We start from the raw sequence: 18,346 nt of genomic DNA, 5'->3' as shown, positions 1-18,346 counted from the left end.
AGCAAAAATAGCAAATTGCTATTACAAAAGCAGTCTATTCTTTAGGAAAATCTTTCTGAATTTTTAGAATGATATCTTCCAATCCGTTTATTTTAATTTCTAACATAGATTTTAACAAAACACCTAGTTTTCCGTCAGGAAAACCCTTTTGATTAAACCATATCAAATATGGTTCTGGTAGGTTTACCAAATACCTTCCTTTGTATTTACCAAATGGCATTCTGTAATGAGCCAATTCTATAAGTTTTTGGTTATCGTTTTTTAACATAATTAAAAAGTCTAAAAGTAAATTCTAAACGTACATTTAAAAGAAGTTCAACAACTTACATTAAAAAAAGGCAAATTCATTAGTATATTTACAAATTGAAAAACAATTAACCAGAACAACTATGAAAAATTTAATTCCCCTATTCTTATTATTAATAATTTTAAATTCTTGTGACAAAGATAGTCAAGAATTGTTTAATTTAATTGAACAAAGTGAAAACACTGACTCAAACAATTCTGAATTAGACACAGACAATGATGGTGTTACGGATGAAGACGAGAATAAAGATGGAACAGATCCTACTAATGCTGATTCTGATAACGACGGTGTAAGTGACGGAGAAGAAAAAACAGACTCAACAAATCCATTAATTCCTGATACGGATAATGATGGCGTAAATGATGGAGATGAAAAAATAGATGGTACAGATCCAAATAACGAGGATACAGATAATGATGGAATAACGGATGGAGAAGAAAAAGCAAATAAAACAAATCCTTTAATTGTTGATACAGATGGGGATGGTGTAATTGATGGCACAGAACTAATCAATAGTACAGACCCTTTAAGTAACTGCTCTTTTTTACTCGCTAGTCAAACAGTTGACACTAGTGAAACTTGGAACAACTTAGACTGTGATGCTGACGGAATAATTAATATTGATGAAGTAAATGCAGGCACAAACCCATTAATTGCAGATGAAGCAGAAGTAAAATCTCCTTTGCTTGGTACTTGGGTATTGGTGAGTGCTACTATTGATAATGGTACAGCCACTACTGTTGTTAACAACCAAACCTATCCGCTAGAATATACAGCAAATTCTACTAACGAAAACTCTACAGCTACATTTACAGAAAACCCTAATACAATTATTAGCACAGGTGAATACACCACTGTAATTAATTTTTCGTTTTTAGGAACTGATTATACAGAAACCATAACATCTGAAAGTCCGCTAAGTTCTGGTGATTGGTCATTAGAAAATGACACTCTAAAACTTGACGCTAATGACACTGTAAACGGAACTTATAGAGTAATTAGCTTAACTGATGAAACTCTTGTTATACAAACCGAAGTAAATAGGATTGTAACAACTGGAGGTGTAGATTTAGACACTAAAGGGACATTGGTAATTACATTAGCTAAGCAATAAGATAAAAATAAAAAAGCGACACTGGGTGTCGCTTTTTTATTATCTAAATTATTTTAACTGAAGTTGTTTTTTAACTTTTGTTTGCCATAAAAGCTGTTTTTCTATATCTCTAGAGTAATTTGTTTCTGAGTCATACAAATCCTGATAAGTATTTAATTCTTTATTAATAGCGGCATAAATATCTTTCACCTGATTTCTGGTATGTTTAGAAGGTTTAATTTTACTTAAGCTAAGTCTCATTTTACGCGCGTAAATCTCTGCAATATCAAAATGTAATTGCTCATGACTTAAGGTGATATCTGTACATAACTCTGGTTTATACCAAGATTTATTTGGGTAAAAAAGGGCAACAACTTCATATGTGAATCTATTGCCCTTTTTTTTATCAAAATATGTGGTATACTTATAAGTGATACCACTAGCTGTTATAGCTGCCGCTCTATTATTAATTGATGCTTTATCTTTAAAATTAGACCAATTTAGTCTTAAATTTGGTCTCCAAACAATAGTTTCTTCAGTTTGTGCAATGCCTTTAGCAACTAAAAACATACATAGTAAAAAAACTATTTTTTTAAAGAAAGACATACCAATTATACTTTAGGTACTACTTTTTCTACTTCTTCAATTTTCATATCATTATACTGCATAATATAAACAGCTGTATTAGTAAACCCTGCATTTTGCTTGTTTACATAATTAAACTTATTAGCAATATACTCTGTTTCTCCTACTATTTTAGATACCTCAAACAAATCATTTTTATAAGCTAGTTTTAACAATACATCATACATAATATCAAAACCTCTTGCTGCGTATTTATCTGGATTTGCTCCAAATTTAAATCTGTACATTTTATTAAACTCTTCATCAGTAATTTCTTTATTTACAGATGGGTATGTAAAGTTTAAATTAGATAAAAGTAAGTTATCTACATCATCTCTATCAAAAGCTTTATTTAGGTCTGTGGTAAACATTCTAACTTTTGTATCCTTAGCATTTAAAGAGTTTACAACAGATGTGGCGTGCTTAGAAAGTGCCAAATTACTAGTCTCTACAAAAACAAAATTATCTACCTTTTTAGACAATAAATATTTTAACTTATTTATATTAATAGTTAAGTCTTTAATTAAGCTAACCTTTTTGGCTTTAGGAAACTTTGCCATAATAGCATCAGAGGCTTCCTTATGTTTAGAGTCTGCTATAATTACTATATTCTGATTGGTATAAATACTAGAAACATAGTCTAAAATTTTAGCTCTTAAAACCTCATTAGATGGCAAAGTGTAAAACGTATTACCAAATCCTATTTGTTGCTCTGTTAAGTTAGGAGACACAACAGGTATTTGTAAACCTGCAGTTTTTTTAGCTACCTCTTGTATAGATTGCGGATCTAAAGGACCAATAATAGCTCCATAATTCGCAATATTTTCTTGTGCTAAAATTTCTTTAACTCTATCTACACTTTTAGTAGACTGTGTGTCAAAGGCAGTAACATCTACAGAAACTCCTTTTTTCTTAATTGTTTCTAATGCCAATTGCATACCAGAGTAAAAACCTAAACTAATTTTAGTGTCGAGTCTTTTATCAATATCCTTTTTAGCTATAGAGGAATTATTTACATCTATTTTGTCTAATCTAAAAGGTAATAAAACCATAACTTTTGGTCTTACCGCAACATTTATACTATCTACTAAATTAATTTTTGGTAAAATTAAAGAGTTTTTAACTGTAAAGTTGGTACTTCTAGATTTTGGTAGCTTTAAAACCATACCAGATTTAATACCATCTTTTAAAGCTGGATTAAATGCTATTAGCTCACTAAATGATACTCCTAAATCTCTAGACAAAGACATTTCTCCTTGCCCCTGACGAACTACGTAAAATATAAAGTTTTCTGAATTTACAACTTGTGTATCTGACGAAGACTGACCTTTTAAAGTTGGAATTTTTATATTCATTCCTTCTTGAAGCCCTTTTTCCTTTACTAGAGGATTAATCTCTTTTATTTTTTCTTCTGTAACACCATAAGCCTTTTCTAACCTATAAAAATTCATTTTTGCAGGTACAGTATAGGTTATAAAATCTGGCACTTTTTCTGAACCAGTTTTAACCAAGCTATCTCTAACAACTATATTTCTCTCTGGTATTTTAAGCTCTTGCCCTTCTGCTAAATAATTAGAAGATTTTGGTAAATCTGGATTTAGTAGCAACAAGCTATCTACAGTAATACCATACTTATTTGCTATACTCCAGCGTGTTTCCTTAGCTTTTACTATATAAGACTTTAAAACAACCTCTTTAATTTCTACCTTTTTAAAGTGAGGAATTCTTAATATCATCCCTTTCTTTACATCATCAGAATACAAACTTGTATTGTACTTTTTTATCTGATCCTGAGAAACTTTAAATTGTTTAGAAATACCATATAATGTTTCTCTTTTTTTAACTTTATAATCTGTAAACTTATAAGGAGTATCTTCGTAAACCTCAGAAACAGAATTAGTTGTTGTAGTTACAGAAGTATCTACAACCTCTTTTTTATAAACAGGTATTTTTAAAACAGTTCCTTTTTTTAATTGCTCTGCATATAATTGTTTGTTATATCTTTTAATGTCATCTTCTGTAACATTGTACTGTTTAGCAAGACTGTATAAAGTTTCTCGTTTCTTAGCTTTATGTTCTATAAAACGAATTGGTTTCTCTTGCTTAACCTGAGTAACCGTTACAGGTTTATCACCTGACAAAGAAGCCGTTACATCTGCCATTTTTTTATCTAACGGAACAATTAATATAGTATTAGGAGTCAGTTTTTGCCCCTTTTTAATCTCTTTATTATAGACCAAAATATCCTCTATAGATACGTTATATGTTTTAGATATACTCTCTAAAGATTCTCCTCTTTTAACAGGGTGTGTCTTATACTTTTGAGCATAAGAATTGGCTGTAACCAAAAGAATTAACAAAAAAGAAAGAACTGTTTTAAAAAATTTACTATTCATAATTATTCCCATTCTATTGTTGCAGGCGGTTTAGAACTAATATCATAAACTACTCTATTTACACCTTTTACTTTATTTATTATATTGTTAGACACTTTTTGTAAAAACTCATATGGTAAGTTTACCCAATCTGCTGTCATTCCGTCTGTACTTTCTACTGCACGTAAAGCTACACATTTTTCATAGGTACGCTCATCTCCCATAACTCCTACACTATTTACGGGTAAAAGTATGGCTCCGGCCTGCCAAACCTTATCATATAGGCCACTTTTTTTAAGTTCTCCTATAAATACAGCATCTACCTCTTGTAAAATAGCTACTTTTTCTGGTGTTATATCACCTAAAATACGAATTGCAAGTCCAGGTCCAGGAAAAGGATGACGCCCTAAAAGGTCTTTTGCCATACCCATAGAGGCTCCTACTCTCCTTACTTCATCTTTAAACAAAGCTTTTAATGGTTCTACTATTTTAAGTTTCATAAAATCTGGCAAGCCTCCTACATTATGGTGACTTTTTATTGTTGCACTTGGCCCTCCTGTTGCAGAAACACTTTCTATAACATCTGGATAAATTGTACCTTGTGCTAACCAGCTTACTCCTTGTATTTGATGAGCTTCATCATCAAAAACCTCTATAAATACACGACCAATAGCTTTGCGCTTTTGTTCTGGATCGCTTAACCCAGCTAATGCATCCAAAAAGCGTGCCGAAGCGTCTACACCTTTTACATTTAAGCCCATACCTTTGTACTGCTCTAATACATCTGTAAACTCATTTTTACGTAATAAACCGTTATTTACAAATATACAGTATAAGTTTTTTCCTATGGCTTTATGCAATAACATTGCTGCTACAGAAGAATCTACCCCTCCAGATAAACCTAAAACAACCTTATCATCTCCAATTTTTTGCTGTAGCGCTTCTACTGTTTCTTCTACAAAAGCATTAGGTGTCCAATCTGGATTAACATTTGCTATGTCTACCAAAAAGTTTTCTAATAATTGTTTACCATCTGTAGAGTGGTAAACCTCTGGATGAAATTGTATTGCATATGTAGTTTCACCTTCTATTTTATATGCTGCATTTTGTACATCATGCGTACTTGCAAGCAATGTTCCGTTTGTTGGTAGAGATTTAATAGTATCACTATGACTCATCCAAACTTGGCTACCTGCGCTTATGTTTTTAAGAAAAGTTTCATTTTCTTTTACAAAACTTAAGTTTGCTCTACCGTATTCTCTTGTGTTAGAAGGGGCTACCTCGCCACCAGAAAAATGTGCTAAGTATTGTGCGCCATAACACACTGCTAGCATTGGTTTTTCTCCTCTAATACCTTTTAAGTCAGGATGAAAAGCATCATCTGAACGTACAGACATAGGACTACCTGATAAGATAACCGCCTTGTACTCTTCTAAGTTTGTTGGAATTTTGTTGAATGGATGAATCTCGGAATAGATGTTAAGCTCTCTAACTCTACGCGCAATAAGTTGTGTATACTGCGATCCGAAGTCTAAAATTAATACCTTGTCATGTTGCATGCGCAAAAGTAATATTTAATTATAAAAAAGCTAAACGAAACTATTGAAATTTTACTCCATTGTTTTTAAGATTTGTTCAATGTCTTTTTCTGTAGTATCCGGATTAATAAAACAAAACCTAGAAACAGTTTCATAAGTATTGCCTAATTTATATTTAGTTGGTGTTACCAAGGCAAACCCTTTTTTATGGTTTTCATAAGTCCAATGCGTATAATCTTCTGGTTGCCAACCTTTTCTTCTGTACAACACACAAGACAAGCTTGGCTCTCTTACCAATTCTAAATCTGGGTGTGCTTCTATCATTTTACCCGCAATTTGCGCAAGTTCTAATCCGCGTTCTACTGCTTCTTTATACCTATCTGTACCGTGCATAGCCAATGAAAACCATAAAGGAAGTCCTCTTACTCTACGTGTTAGCTGTATTTGGTAGTCTGTTGGATTAAAACCATGAGCTCCTTCATCCTTAAAAATATCTAAGTAAGACCCTTGTTGTGAGTGTGCATTTTTAGCCAACTGCATATCTTTATAAAGTACTGCTCCACAATCATACGGAGAAAACATCCATTTATGTGGATCTATAGTAATACTATCTGCTTGCTCTATACCATTAAACAAATGCCTAACAGAATCTGCAACTAAAGCACCACCACCATAAGCTGCATCTACGTGATACCATAAGTTTTCTTTTTTACATACGTTAGCTATACCACTTAAATCATCTATAATACCAGCATTTGTTGTGCCTCCAGTTGCAACTACTGCAAATAGTCTGTTACGCTCTTCTACAGATAAACCAGCAATTGTTTCTTCTAATTCTGATTGATGTAAACTTTCTTCAGAATCTACTAAAAGAATATCTACGTCTATAACTTTGGCCATTGCCTTTACAGACGAGTGTGCACCAATTGATGCTATAATTAAGCCTTTTTTTCCTCTGTTTTCTTCTTTTTCTCTAAAATGCTCTCTTGCTGTAACCAATGCAGATAAGTTTGCTGCCGTACCACCACTTGTAAAAACACCAAAAGCGCCTTCTGGCATACCTGTTAAAGAAACAATCCATTTCATTGCCTCGTTTTCACAAAAAATACCACCTGCACCTTCCATCCAGTAAGCTCCGTGTATACTAGATGCAGAAGTAACCAAATCAAACATTACAGCCGCTCTAGTTGGTGATGCTGGTACAAACGCTAAATGCCTAGGATGGTCTATTTGTACATTTGCATTAGCCAAATGTTTCTTCCATAAATTAAATGCATTTTCACCGCCTATACCTTTATTAGTAATAGTTTCACCAACCAAGTCCTTTAATTCTTTAGCTTTAACTGGTTTTCCTACTCCTCGTTCAGTTGCAGATATTCTATCAATGGCGTATTTCATTACATCCATTGTCATTTCTACTAAACCTAAATCTATCTTGTGCATTTAATTTATAATTCTAATATTAAAAAGTTGCCGTCTAAAGGCTTTAAAGTTGCTATTAAATTAGAAATTAAACTTGGTCCAAACTCTAAGTAGGGCTCAGAAAAGTTTTGATTTCTTTCTTGTAAAGACTTGTTAGGAAAAAGCTGATTTTGAATATCTGTTAAACGTATAACGTGGTCTTTTAACTTGCGTTTTTGTGCTTGCAACAACCTATCTTCTAAAGCTTGTAATCCTTTTTTTTGTTTTACTTCTTGAGCCTTTACTGCTCCTAAAAAAGTTTTATCTGTTTGCTCTGCAAGCGTGTACAACTGCTTAAACTGCTCTTCTAGGTGTTTTTTTTGAGGTGTAAAATCTATATCTATGTTAGATATTTCTCTTATTTTTTTATTTACTAAACTATTTTGTTTTAAAAACAAGTCTTCAATACTTACGTTTAGTTTATTTAGTTTTTCTGATTGCTTTTCTGTTATTAGCAAAGCAGAATTACGCAGCAATAACATTGGAAAAGTTACATTCTGACTATCAAAATATGTCTTAAGTTCTAACCAATATGCCAATTCTCCGCCGCCACCTATGTAACAAAGGTTTGGCAATATAATTTCTTGAAAAAGTGGCCTACCAACAACATTTGGAGAAAAACGCTCTGGAAACTCGTTTAGCTCTTTTAAAATAGCTTCTTCAGTAAATGTTATTTCTGTATTATTAACAAGGTATAAATCATCTTTTTTTATAATTCGTTCTCTTACATCATCAACCAAATAAAAATAATTAATTTCTCTTGGGTTTACCTGTATTTTATAATTATCAGAAACTGCACTAAGTCTTGCATTTGTTTCTTCTACCTTAGAAAATCCTGTATGGTTTAAAAGGTCTTCTTTAACATAAGGTATTTGCATTTTTTTTAACTCCTTATCATCTCCGTCTACAATAACTAAACCGTAGCTGGTAAAAAGTTCATTTGCTAAATACCGTGTTGCTGCTGTTAAATTAGTGTGGCTTAAATAAGCTTCTGTAAATAAAGTTTTTAACTCTTCTGCTGTTTTACCTCCACCAATAGTACTAGAAAAAGCATTAAACACTTGGTCTAAACCTTCTGTATTTAACCTTCCTACTCCGCCAGATGCATTTTTATTCCACTGTATCTTTTTCCCCTTAAAGTTAAAGTAGTTAATTTCATCAAAATCATGATCCTCTGTTGCCATCCAATACACAGGAACAAAATTTTGTTCTGGATACGTCCTTTTTAACTCCTCGGTTAAATTAATTGTAGATATTATTTTATATAAGAAATACAAGGGGCCAGTAAACAAATTTAGCTGGTGACCAGTTACTACCGTAAATGTATTTTGTTCTTTTAATAAAGATATATTTGTTTTAGTTTTTTCTGATGTAGTAATGTTTGCATACTGGTTAACTAATGCATTTGCTAGTACCTCTCTATTTCTATCAGGAAAATTTTTAGACTTTTCTTCAATCTGTAATTTAAAATTCTCTAAGTTGGGAAATCTGTTGTAAAAAGATTGTAACTCTTTCTTCTCTTCTAAATAATCGCACATTAAACTAGAGAAGTAACCTGTTTTGTGGTACGGAATATTGCTGACTTTCATAAATACGATTATATGTATGCAAAGATAAAACTCTTTGCTTATCTATTATATATAAAAAACTGTGTAAAAAAACGATAAAACTAAGCATTCATTTGTAAGTTTCCCTCTTATTTTAGACATAGATTATGATAAATCATTGCTAAAAAAACCTTAATATATGTTAAAAAAACGTATATTTAAAAGACTCTGATTGTATATAACTAACTCACTTAAAAAACTATTGCTATGATACTCGCACATACTAAACCCATAAAATTGTCGGTCTTTTACTCTTTTCTTTTCTGTTTTATGTTTCTTTTTTTAGGATTACCAACTGTAAACGCTCAGGAATTTAATCAATATAAAGGAGAAATTTTAGATAGCGACTCTAAAAAACCTCTTGTTTTTGCTACTTTATCTATAGCCGGCTCTAATATTAGTAGTATTAGTAATGCTGAAGGTAAGTTTTCTTTAAAAGTTCCTAATGAAATATCTACAGGTGATTTGGTTGTCTCTTTTTTAGGATATAAAACAAAAAAAATAGACTTAAAGACATTAAAAAAATCTGGCAACAATAAAATATTTTTAGACATAACAGTTACTGCTCTAAGCGAAATAAATATTTCTGCTCCTAAAGATCCAAAAGCATTGGTTTTAGAAACCCTAAAAAAAAGAGGTGAAAATTATTTTGAAGACCCTACAGTAATGACAGCTTTTTATAGAGAAAGCATTAAAAAAAGAAGAAAAAACATATCGCTTTCTGAAGCTGTAGTTAACATTTATAAAGCTCCATACTCTAACTCTCGTAAAGATGTTGTTGAGCTCTACAAAACAAGGAAAAGCACCAACTACTCTAAAATGGATACCCTTGCTTTAAAATTACAAGGTGGCCCATTTAATGCATTATATGTTGATGTAATGAAGTATCCGCAATATATTTTTGGCTTAGATGTTTTACCCTTTTATGATTTTAGTTTTGACCACACTACCCGTATAAACAACAAGTTAATTTACGTTATCAGTTTTAAACAAAATAGCAATACCAACCAACCGCTATACAAAGGAAAATTATATATAGATGCAGAGAAAAAAATACTTACCAGTGCTATTTATTCTTTAAATATTATAGACAAACAAAAGGCTGCTAAACTTTTTGTGCGCAAAAAGCCTAATAGAGCTAAAGTATGGCCAACAGATGTTGCTTACCGGGTAGATTACAGAGAAAAAAATAACAAATGGTATTACAGCTACAGTAGCGCTATTTTAGAATTTAAAATTGATTGGGATAGCCGTTTATTTAACTCAGTTTATAGTATGAGTTGTGAAATGGCAGTTACAGATTGGGAGAAAAACACAAGTAATGTTTTACCTAAAGGTAAAAACAAAGTTAAAATGTCTATTATTCTAGGTGATGAAGCTGTTGGATTTTCAGACCCTAATTTTTGGGGAGAATATAATATTATAGAACCAGAAAAATCTATTGAATCTGCGATAAAAAAAATTAAACGCCAGTTAAAAAGAACAAAAAAAGATAGTTCTGCTGTAAAACCTTAAAAAGTGTATATTAGTTCTAAAATTAGACTACGCTACTATGCTTAAACGAAGAAAATTTATTGCAACTGCATTAGGTACTGCTGCAACAAGCTTGCTACCTATTACCATTAGTAATACTAGCTATATTCCTAAAAATAACAATTTACTAAAAGGAAAACAGTTAAAAAAGGGAGATACAATTGGTTTAGTTGCACCTGGATATGCGGTTTCTTCAGAAGGATTAGAACATGCTAAAACTACACTACGCAAAATGGGGTTTATACCATACCACACAGAACGTATTGTTGGTAATTACGGATATTTTAGTAATACAGATGCAGAAAGAGCCGCAGACCTTAATGAAATGTTTGCAAACCCGAATATAGATGGTATATTATGTGCGCGTGGCGGTTATGGATGCACACGCATTATGCAATTGATAGATTATAAAATCATTAAAAATAACCCTAAGGTTTTTATTGGTTTTAGTGATATTACAACCTTACTAAACGGTTTTTATATAGAAACTGGCTTGGTTGGTTTTCACGGACCTGTTGGCACTACACTAGATAATGAATACGGAATTTCTATGCTAGAACAACTGGTTATTAACCCTAAAAAAAGTGTTGTAATTCATAATTCTGACTTAACTGAAGAGCAAAAAGAAAATACAGAATACAATAGATATGTTATTACACCAGGCAATGCTAAAGGTGTTTTGGTTGGTGGTAGCTTAACTTTAATTAATGCCTTAATTGGTACACCACATGAAATAGATTTTACTAATAAAATTGTGTGTATTGAAGATGTAGAAGAATCTCCTTACCGTATAGACCGTATGTTAACGCAATTAATAGAAGGTAAAACTTTTAAAAATGCAGCAGGACTAGTATTGGGTGTTTTTGCTGGTTGTGAGACATCTAAAAAAACAAAAACATTTACTTTAAAAGAAGTAATTACAGATAGACTACAACCACTTAATATACCAGCAGTTTATGGTATGTCGTTTGGCCATATACCTGCAAATTTTACGTTTCCTATTGGTGTTAACGCAAAATTAAGCACGGCTTCTATGACGTTAACCATCACAGAAAAAGCCGTGCTTTAATTCTATTTTATTATTTAAAAGTGACTATTACTTTTTAAACTCGCTTAAAGTTTTTGTAATAATAGCAACACACTCTAACAACTGTTCTTTAGTCATTACCAATGGTGGTGCAAACCTAATAATGTTACCATGTGTTGGCTTAGCTAGTAAACCATTTTCTTTTAATGCCATACAAATATCCCAAGCAGTAGAACTATCTTCTGTATCATTAATTATAATAGCATTTAATAAGCCCTTACCTCTTACCAACGTAACTAAATCGCTAGTTTCTATAAATTTCCCTAATTCTTCTCTAAACAACTCACCTAAAATCTGAGCGTTTTCTGCCAGTTTTTCATCTCTAACAACCTCTAAAGCAGCAATACCAATTGCAGCTGCTACAGGGTTACCACCAAATGTACTACCGTGGTTACCAGGAGTAATAACGTTCATAATATCATTATTAGCCAAAACACCAGAAACTGGATAAGAACCACCAGACAATGCTTTCCCTAGTATTAAAATGTCTGCTTTAACCTCAGGAGTTCCAGAGCAATTTTTATCTGCACAAGTACAATTACCACATGTAGCTAATAAACGACCTGTACGTGCAATACCCGTTTGTACTTCGTCTGCTATAAATAAAACATTGTGTTTTTTACACAAAGCTTTAGCTGCTGCTAAATACCCTTCACTTGGCACATAAACTCCAGCTTCACCCTGTATTGGTTCTACTAAAAAGCCTGCAACGTTTTTGTTGTTTTCTAGAGCAGCCTCAAGAGCAACTAAATTATCATATTCAATTTTAATAAAACCACTAGTGTATGGGCCAAAGTTTTTACGAGCAACAGGGTCGTTAGAAAATGAAATTATAGTGGTTGTACGTCCGTGAAAGTTGTTTTCACAAACAATAATCTCTGCTTCATTCTCAGGAATACCTTTTACTTCATATGCCCATTTTCTACATAATTTTAGTGCAGTTTCTACAGCTTCTGCACCTGTATTCATTGGTAATAACTTATCGTAGTTAAATGTTTCTGTTGCAAATTTTTCAAACTTACCTAGCATATCATTATAAAATGCTCTAGAGGTAAGTGTTAATGTTTGTGCTTGGTTTACCATTGCACCTACAATTTTTGGGTGACAATGACCTTGATTTACTGCAGAATAAGCAGATAAAAAATCGTAATATTTCTTACCTTCCACATCCCACACATACACACCTTCTCCTTTGCTTAATACAACAGGTAAAGGGTGGTAATTGTGAGCTCCGTGCTTTTCTTCTAATGCAATTGCGTCTGCAGATGCCGATCCTTGAATAATTGACATAATCTAATTCTTTTAAATATAAAACTTAAACGATTCCTGCTTAAAGGAGAGAAATCAACCTTATTTTTTAATATTTTGCAAATTACAAATTGCTATTGGAGCATAAAAAATTTAAGACATTAATAATTAATTCCTCTATAATTTATAATTTATCAAAATAACATTAAAATTATCAAACTAAATTTAGCCTCAATTTTATTCATAATTAATAATAAGCAAGTATTTAGATAACAAATAATTCTACTATTTTTGCGCTATGCGAAGAAAAACAAAAAGAGTAGTTTTTGAGAATGTAGAAGTAGTAGATGCTGGTGCAAAAGGAAAAACTATAGGAAAAGCTCCTGACGGACGTGTAATTTTTTTAAACAACGCCGTGCCTGGTGATGTTGTAGATGTACAAACCACAAAAAAAAGAAAGGCTTATTTTGAAGGTACTGCTATAAATTACCATACCTTATCTGATAAAAGAACAGAACCACAGTGCGAACATTTTGGCGTTTGTGGTGGTTGCAAGTGGCAACATATGGGCTATGAGCATCAATTGTTTTACAAGCAAAAAGAGGTAGAAAATAATTTAACCAGAATTGGACACTTACAATTACCTGCCATTACTCCTATTTTAGGGTCAGAAAAACAATATTTTTATCGCAATAAAATGGAGTTTTCTTTTTCTGATAGCAGATGGTTAACATTAGATGAAGTAAAATCAGATAAGGAAATTGAAGACCGTAATGCTTTAGGGTTTCATATTCCTGGAATGTGGGATAAAATTCTAGATATTAAAAAATGTCATTTACAAGCAGATCCATCTAACGCAATTAGGTTAGAGACCAAGGAGTTTGCTACCAAAAATAATATGACATTTTTTAACCCTAGACACCACACTGGTGAATTACGTACCTTAATGATACGTACTTCTTCTACGGGAGAAATTATGGTACTTATTCAGTTTTTTGATGATCATAAAGAAAATAGAGAAGCACTTTTAAATCACTTGGCTACTACTTTCCCAGAAATTACTGCCTTATTGTATGTAATTAATCAAAAACAAAATGATACTATTTACGATCAAGACATTGTTTGTTTTGCTGGTAGAGATCATATTTTTGAAGAAATGGAAGGTCTTCAATTTAAAATAAACCCAAAGTCTTTTTATCAAACTAACTCAGAACAAGCATATGAGTTGTATAAAATTACTAGAGATTTTGCAGAACTTAGCGGTGATGAACTAGTATATGATTTATATACTGGTACAGGAACTATTGCTCAATTTGTCTCTAAAAAAGCTAAAAAGGTTGTTGGTATAGAGGCTGTACCAGAAGCTATTGAAGATGCTAAAGCAAATGCTAAGCATAATAAAATAGATAATACTGTTTTTTATGCTGGTGACATGAAAAAGATTTTTAATCCAGAGTTTATTGCTAAAAACGGTACACCAGACGTAATTATTACAGATCCACCAAGAGAAGGTATGCACAAAGATGTAGTTGAGCAAATTTTAGCTATTGCCCCTAACAAAGTGGTTTACGTAAGTTGCAACAGTGCTACACAAGCAAGAGATTTGGAGTTAATGAATGATATGTATGAAATTACTAGACTGCAAGCTGTAGATATGTTTCCGCAAACGCATCACGTAGAAAATGTTGTACTTTTGAAAAAGAGGGCATAATAATTGTTCCAAATTAAAAAGAAATCAAACTATATATTGATGAAAAAAATAGGACTATTAGCTGCAATTCTTCTGTTTACAGGCTTTACATCTTGTGAAAAAGATGATATTTGCGTAGATGGTGACACTGCTTTGTTAATTGTAAATTTTTATGATTTTGAAGCTGAAGAAGAAACTGAAAAAGCAGTTACTAAACTTAGAGTTGTTGGTGAAGGTCAAGATACCACTGTAGACACAGTTGTAGACAGGACTGACTTAACAACCGTTAGTGTTCCTTTGCGTGCAAATGAAACCACCACAACCTATAATTTAATTTCTAACTCTGCTGATAATGAAGATGGAGACGAAACTGGTAATACAGATACCGTAACATTTAATTATGCAACCAATGAAGTTTATATTTCTAGAGCCTGCGGTTATGTTATTCATTACAATGAATTAACTAGTACACTTACTGAAGATGCAGAAAATTGGATTAAAAACGTAGAAGTAGTAAAAACCACAGTAGAAAACATAGCCGTAACACATGTTAAAATTTATCACTAGTATTTGTATTTTTAGTTTTGTTTTTAATGGCTTTGCGCAGAGTAAAACCATTGACTTAAACAAAAAGGATACGCTTGTTTATGAGCAACCATACGGTATACGTTTGGGTGTTGACTTAAATAGGCTTGCCCAGAATTTCTACAGAGAAGATTACAAGGGTTTAGAAATTACAGGGGATTATAGATTATCTCAAAACCTATACGTTGCAGCAGAACTTGGTAACGAAGAAAATACCAGAGATGAGGACAATTTTAATTTTACCACTACGGGTAGTTACTTAAAATTAGGTGTAGATTTAAATGTATATGATAATTGGTATGGTATGAACAATTCTATATACATTGGTGGTAGATACGCGTATAGCACATTTAAACACAAAATAAACAGTTACCAAATTTACGATAGTAATAGGTATTGGCAAGATGATTTTTTACCTGGCACAGAAAACTTATCTGAGTTTGATGGTTTAAATGCATCTTGGTTAGAGTTTGTTTTAGGTACTAAAGTAGAGATATTTAAAAATTTATATTTGGGTGCTAGTGTTCGTTTGGGGTATTTACTAAGTAACAAAACAGCAGATGGTTTTGCAAATATCTGGATACCAGGATTTAATAAAACAACAGAAGGTAGTAATTTTGGCACAGGATATAATTACAGTTTAAGCTATTTAATACCTTTATATAAAAGAGCTAAAAAGAAGAAAAAAGAACCTTTAGAAGAGCAAGAAAAGCCAAAACCTGAAGAAGGCCCAAAACCTAAAAGATAGTAACTAAAACAGTCTTTTTTATTAGTAAAAGGGAGCAATAAACAGTGTTTATTGCTCCCTTTTACTAATATTACATTTTAGTAGGTTACTCCCTATCTTTATTAAACTTAGCCTTTTTACTTCCCTCATACATTACATATTTCACAAGCCTAGATTCTAAGTGACTGTTAAACACTTTTATTTTTCTAGACGGACGTAGACCTACGTGTTTTAATGCTTCAAGATTAGAAGTTATAAACCAAGCATCTGTACCTGGGTATTTTTGCTTTAACGTGTCTCCTATACTTGCATAAAATTCTTCCATTTCTATATTTAGTCGTTCCCCATAAGGCGGGTTAAACACCATATGTAAATGACCGTCTACCTCTTTTTCTGTATCAAAAAAGTTTTTACGCTCAACAGTTATATAATCATCTAAATTAGCATTTTCTACATTATCTTGAGCTTTACGTACAGCAGAAGGTGCTTTATCAAACCCCTTTATTTTAAAATGAAAATCTCTTGTTTTATTTAAGCTACTGTCTACAATTTTATCAAACAAATCTTCGTCAAAATCAGACCATTTTTCAAAAGCAAACTCTTTTCTATTTATGTTAGCTGGTATATTACAAGCAATCATAGCAGCTTCAGTTAAAAAAGTACCACTACCACACATAGGATCTATAAAATCGCACTGACCATCCCAACCGCTTAATAACAAACAACCAGCTGCTAAAACTTCATTTATTGGCGCAATATTGGTTGCTGTTCTGTAACCACGTTGGTGCAAAGATCTACCTGATGAATCTAAAGCTACATTACAAGTATCATTCTGTATATGTATATTAAAACGTACATCTGGGAATTTAACATCTACATTAGGTCTTTCGCCTTCTGTATCTCTAAATTTATCTACAATGGCATCTTTAACTTTTTGAGACACGTATAAGGAGTGCGTAAACATATCAGACTTAATGGTAGTATCTATAGCAAAAGTAGTATCTGTAGTTAAAAACTCTCCCCAATCTATAGCATACATTTTCCTGTATAAATCTTGCTCATTATACACCTTAAAAGAAGTTACAGGTTTTATAATTTTAATAGCTGTACGCAAGCATAAATTTGCTTTGTACATAAAACCTTTATCTCCTTCAAAAAAGACACAACGTACGCCTTCTTTTACATTTACTGCGCCTAAATTGCGTAGTTCTTTTGCTAAAATCTCTTCAAAACCAAATAAGGTTTTGGCTATCATTTTATAATTATCCATAGGTATCTTAAAGAATACGCAAAAATACATTAATTTTGCCCCTTATTACATTTTGTCTGCAAAATTGTGTAACACCAATTTATTTATGATTTATATATTACCTATTCTTGGGGTATTGCTTAGTTTTATTTTTGTCTACGTTACCAAACCAAAAAATAAAGAAATATTTAAGTTACTACTTGCTTTTAGTGGGGCTTTTTTATTAGCTATAACAGTTTTTGAACTTTTTCCTGAGGTATACGAACACGGAGACCCTAAACAAGTTGGTGTATTTATAATGCTTGGTATTTTGTTGCAAATATTTTTAGAGTTTTTCTCTAAGGGAGCAGAACACGGTCACGTGCACCTTAATATAGATAGTGTTAATTTACCTTGGATGCTTTTTATTAGTTTATCTATACATTCATTATTAGAAGGTATGCCGTTAGGACACCACCACAATCATAACTTTGTGTATGGCATATTGGTTCATAAAATTCCTATTGCTATAATTTTAAGTATTTTTTTACTTAATTCTAAAATTAAACTAGCACAGGCAGTATTATTTATTACGCTATTTGCGTTTATGACACCATTAGGTAGTTTATTAAGTTCCAATTTAACTTTTTTAAAGACGTACCATATACAAATTACAGCATTGGTTATTGGAGTTTTACTACATATTTCTACAGTTATTTTGTTTGAAAGCTCAGAAGGTCATAAGTTTAACTTAAGAAAGTTATTAGTTATTATTTTTGGTATAGCTATTGCTTATTTTATCTAAGATATGTTTAGTAGAGAAGAGTCTAAAAAATTGCGTGAAGAGTTCTGGATTTCTTTTGGAAAATCGTTTCCTAGGAAATGGACACTTTACAATACAGGAATTAAAAATTTATCTTTTAAGTTTTATTTTGATAAAAAAACTGCAATGGTAACTTTAGATTTAGAGCATAATGATTTAGAAAAGCAGATAGATACTTGGGAAAATTTATCTTCCTTAAAATCTATTATTACTACAGATTTTTTACCTGATGCTATTTTTACAGACGCTTACATTTTAGATAACAAAAAAGAAATTTCTAGAATTTATGTGATTAAAGAAAATGTTAGCATACACAACAAAAACACTTGGCAAGAGACAATGGTTTTCTTAAATGAAAATATGCAAAAGTTTGAAGCTTTTTTTGAAGATTATAGCGACATTATTAAAGGATAAAACAGA

Annotated in this window: 16 protein-coding genes; 8 read left to right on the top strand and 8 right to left on the bottom strand. The window is 31.8% G+C overall.

Annotated elements, in window-relative coordinates; genetic code table 11:
* Nucleotides 1-34: 34 nt before the first annotated feature.
* Nucleotides 35-268, bottom strand: coding sequence for a DUF3820 family protein (locus JM80_RS09385; RefSeq protein ID WP_144709871.1), 234 nt, complete (start codon nt 266-268; stop codon nt 35-37).
* 121 nt (nt 269-389) lie between these two features.
* Between JM80_RS09385 and JM80_RS09380 the strand changes: the two genes are divergently transcribed.
* On the top strand, nt 390-1,421 hold the full coding sequence (locus tag JM80_RS09380) for a lipocalin family protein (protein ID WP_144709869.1): 1,032 nt from the start codon (nt 390-392) through the stop codon (nt 1,419-1,421).
* 48 nt (nt 1,422-1,469) lie between these two features.
* On the opposite strand, the gene JM80_RS09375 is transcribed toward JM80_RS09380, so the two are convergent.
* Genes JM80_RS09375 through bshC form a run of 5 tightly spaced genes read right to left on the bottom strand, consistent with a single transcriptional unit; the run spans nt 1,470 to nt 8,987 of the window.
* The gene (locus JM80_RS09375; RefSeq protein ID WP_144709867.1) at nt 1,470-2,006 is read right to left on the bottom strand and encodes a DUF922 domain-containing protein; all 537 of its coding nucleotides are present in this window, start codon (nt 2,004-2,006) and stop codon (nt 1,470-1,472) included.
* Nucleotides 2,007-2,011: 5 nt separating this feature from the next.
* Complete coding sequence (locus JM80_RS09370) at nt 2,012-4,420, bottom strand: LysM peptidoglycan-binding domain-containing protein (protein WP_186439764.1); 2,409 nt, start codon at nt 4,418-4,420, stop codon at nt 2,012-2,014.
* A gap of 2 nt (nt 4,421-4,422) precedes the next feature.
* Nucleotides 4,423-5,958: a glutamine-hydrolyzing GMP synthase gene (gene guaA / locus JM80_RS09365; RefSeq protein ID WP_034644568.1), complete on the bottom strand. Its 1,536-nt coding sequence runs from the start codon at nt 5,956-5,958 to the stop codon at nt 4,423-4,425.
* 51 nt (nt 5,959-6,009) lie between these two features.
* On the bottom strand, nt 6,010-7,380 hold the full coding sequence (locus tag JM80_RS09360) for an aminotransferase class V-fold PLP-dependent enzyme (RefSeq protein WP_034644569.1): 1,371 nt from the start codon (nt 7,378-7,380) through the stop codon (nt 6,010-6,012).
* Between the two features lie 5 nt (nt 7,381-7,385).
* A complete protein-coding gene (bshC, locus tag JM80_RS09355; protein WP_144709863.1) occupies nt 7,386-8,987 on the bottom strand; it encodes a bacillithiol biosynthesis cysteine-adding enzyme BshC in 1,602 nt (533 codons plus the stop codon).
* Between the two features lie 288 nt (nt 8,988-9,275).
* Here bshC and JM80_RS09350 point away from each other — a divergent pair, with 288 nt between their 5' ends.
* Both JM80_RS09350 and JM80_RS09345 read left to right on the top strand, forming a co-directional pair.
* Complete coding sequence (locus tag JM80_RS09350; RefSeq protein WP_255436742.1) at nt 9,276-10,520, top strand: carboxypeptidase-like regulatory domain-containing protein; 1,245 nt, start codon at nt 9,276-9,278, stop codon at nt 10,518-10,520.
* Between the two features lie 37 nt (nt 10,521-10,557).
* The gene (locus JM80_RS09345; protein WP_144709859.1) at nt 10,558-11,607 is read left to right on the top strand and encodes an LD-carboxypeptidase; all 1,050 of its coding nucleotides are present in this window, start codon (nt 10,558-10,560) and stop codon (nt 11,605-11,607) included.
* 27 nt (nt 11,608-11,634) lie between these two features.
* Here the strand turns inward: JM80_RS09345 and rocD are convergent, their stop codons facing one another.
* A complete protein-coding gene (gene rocD / locus JM80_RS09340; RefSeq protein WP_144709857.1) occupies nt 11,635-12,915 on the bottom strand; it encodes an ornithine--oxo-acid transaminase in 1,281 nt (426 codons plus the stop codon).
* A gap of 256 nt (nt 12,916-13,171) precedes the next feature.
* On the opposite strand from rocD, the gene rlmD reads away from it, so the two are divergent.
* The 3 genes from rlmD to JM80_RS09325 are packed head-to-tail and all read left to right on the top strand — an operon-like array spanning nt 13,172 to nt 15,896.
* Entirely contained in the window at nt 13,172-14,584 is a 1,413-nt protein-coding gene (gene rlmD, locus JM80_RS09335) for a 23S rRNA (uracil(1939)-C(5))-methyltransferase RlmD (RefSeq protein ID WP_034644573.1), read from the top strand.
* Nucleotides 14,585-14,623: 39 nt separating this feature from the next.
* Nucleotides 14,624-15,130, top strand: coding sequence for a DUF6452 family protein (locus JM80_RS09330; protein WP_144709855.1), 507 nt, complete (start codon nt 14,624-14,626; stop codon nt 15,128-15,130).
* Nucleotides 15,111-15,896, top strand: a complete 786-nt coding sequence (locus JM80_RS09325) for a DUF6048 family protein (RefSeq protein WP_144709854.1) — start codon at nt 15,111-15,113, stop codon at nt 15,894-15,896. The genes JM80_RS09330 and JM80_RS09325 overlap by 20 nt, the downstream gene beginning before the upstream one ends.
* Nucleotides 15,897-15,981: 85 nt before the next feature.
* Here JM80_RS09325 and JM80_RS09320 read toward each other — a convergent pair whose 3' ends face one another.
* Nucleotides 15,982-17,145, bottom strand: coding sequence for a class I SAM-dependent RNA methyltransferase (locus tag JM80_RS09320; protein WP_141103694.1), 1,164 nt, complete (start codon nt 17,143-17,145; stop codon nt 15,982-15,984).
* 85 nt (nt 17,146-17,230) lie between these two features.
* On the opposite strand from JM80_RS09320, the gene JM80_RS09315 reads away from it, so the two are divergent.
* Together JM80_RS09315 and JM80_RS09310 are read left to right on the top strand one after the other, a co-directional pair.
* Nucleotides 17,231-17,908 carry a ZIP family metal transporter gene (locus tag JM80_RS09315; protein ID WP_013619818.1) on the top strand — a complete coding sequence of 226 codons (678 nt, stop codon included), beginning with the start codon at nt 17,231-17,233 and terminating at the stop codon, nt 17,906-17,908.
* A 3-nt stretch (nt 17,909-17,911) separates the two neighbouring features.
* Nucleotides 17,912-18,340 carry a DUF4268 domain-containing protein gene (locus JM80_RS09310; RefSeq protein ID WP_144709853.1) on the top strand — a complete coding sequence of 143 codons (429 nt, stop codon included), beginning with the start codon at nt 17,912-17,914 and terminating at the stop codon, nt 18,338-18,340.
* Nucleotides 18,341-18,346 lie beyond the last annotated feature (6 nt).

Source organism: Cellulophaga sp. RHA_52 (assembly GCF_007827205.1).
GTDB classification, from domain to species: domain Bacteria; phylum Bacteroidota; class Bacteroidia; order Flavobacteriales; family Flavobacteriaceae; genus Cellulophaga; species Cellulophaga lytica.
This window is presented reverse-complemented; position numbering and strand designations above follow the sequence as displayed.

Coding starts and splice junctions, on each gene's coding strand:
- JM80_RS09385 (WP_144709871.1), bottom strand. CDS start 268: ATGTTAAAAAACGATAACCAAAAACTTATAGAATTGGCTCATTACAGA.
- JM80_RS09380 (WP_144709869.1), top strand. CDS start 390: ATGAAAAATTTAATTCCCCTATTCTTATTATTAATAATTTTAAATTCT.
- JM80_RS09375 (WP_144709867.1), bottom strand. CDS start 2,006: ATGTCTTTCTTTAAAAAAATAGTTTTTTTACTATGTATGTTTTTAGTT.
- JM80_RS09370 (WP_186439764.1), bottom strand. CDS start 4,420: ATGAATAGTAAATTTTTTAAAACAGTTCTTTCTTTTTTGTTAATTCTT.
- guaA (WP_034644568.1), bottom strand. CDS start 5,958: ATGCAACATGACAAGGTATTAATTTTAGACTTCGGATCGCAGTATACA.
- JM80_RS09360 (WP_034644569.1), bottom strand. CDS start 7,380: ATGCACAAGATAGATTTAGGTTTAGTAGAAATGACAATGGATGTAATG.
- bshC (WP_144709863.1), bottom strand. CDS start 8,987: ATGAAAGTCAGCAATATTCCGTACCACAAAACAGGTTACTTCTCTAGT.
- JM80_RS09350 (WP_255436742.1), top strand. CDS start 9,276: ATGTTTCTTTTTTTAGGATTACCAACTGTAAACGCTCAGGAATTTAAT.
- JM80_RS09345 (WP_144709859.1), top strand. CDS start 10,558: ATGCTTAAACGAAGAAAATTTATTGCAACTGCATTAGGTACTGCTGCA.
- rocD (WP_144709857.1), bottom strand. CDS start 12,915: ATGTCAATTATTCAAGGATCGGCATCTGCAGACGCAATTGCATTAGAA.
- rlmD (WP_034644573.1), top strand. CDS start 13,172: ATGCGAAGAAAAACAAAAAGAGTAGTTTTTGAGAATGTAGAAGTAGTA.
- JM80_RS09330 (WP_144709855.1), top strand. CDS start 14,624: ATGAAAAAAATAGGACTATTAGCTGCAATTCTTCTGTTTACAGGCTTT.
- JM80_RS09325 (WP_144709854.1), top strand. CDS start 15,111: ATGTTAAAATTTATCACTAGTATTTGTATTTTTAGTTTTGTTTTTAAT.
- JM80_RS09320 (WP_141103694.1), bottom strand. CDS start 17,145: ATGGATAATTATAAAATGATAGCCAAAACCTTATTTGGTTTTGAAGAG.
- JM80_RS09315 (WP_013619818.1), top strand. CDS start 17,231: ATGATTTATATATTACCTATTCTTGGGGTATTGCTTAGTTTTATTTTT.
- JM80_RS09310 (WP_144709853.1), top strand. CDS start 17,912: ATGTTTAGTAGAGAAGAGTCTAAAAAATTGCGTGAAGAGTTCTGGATT.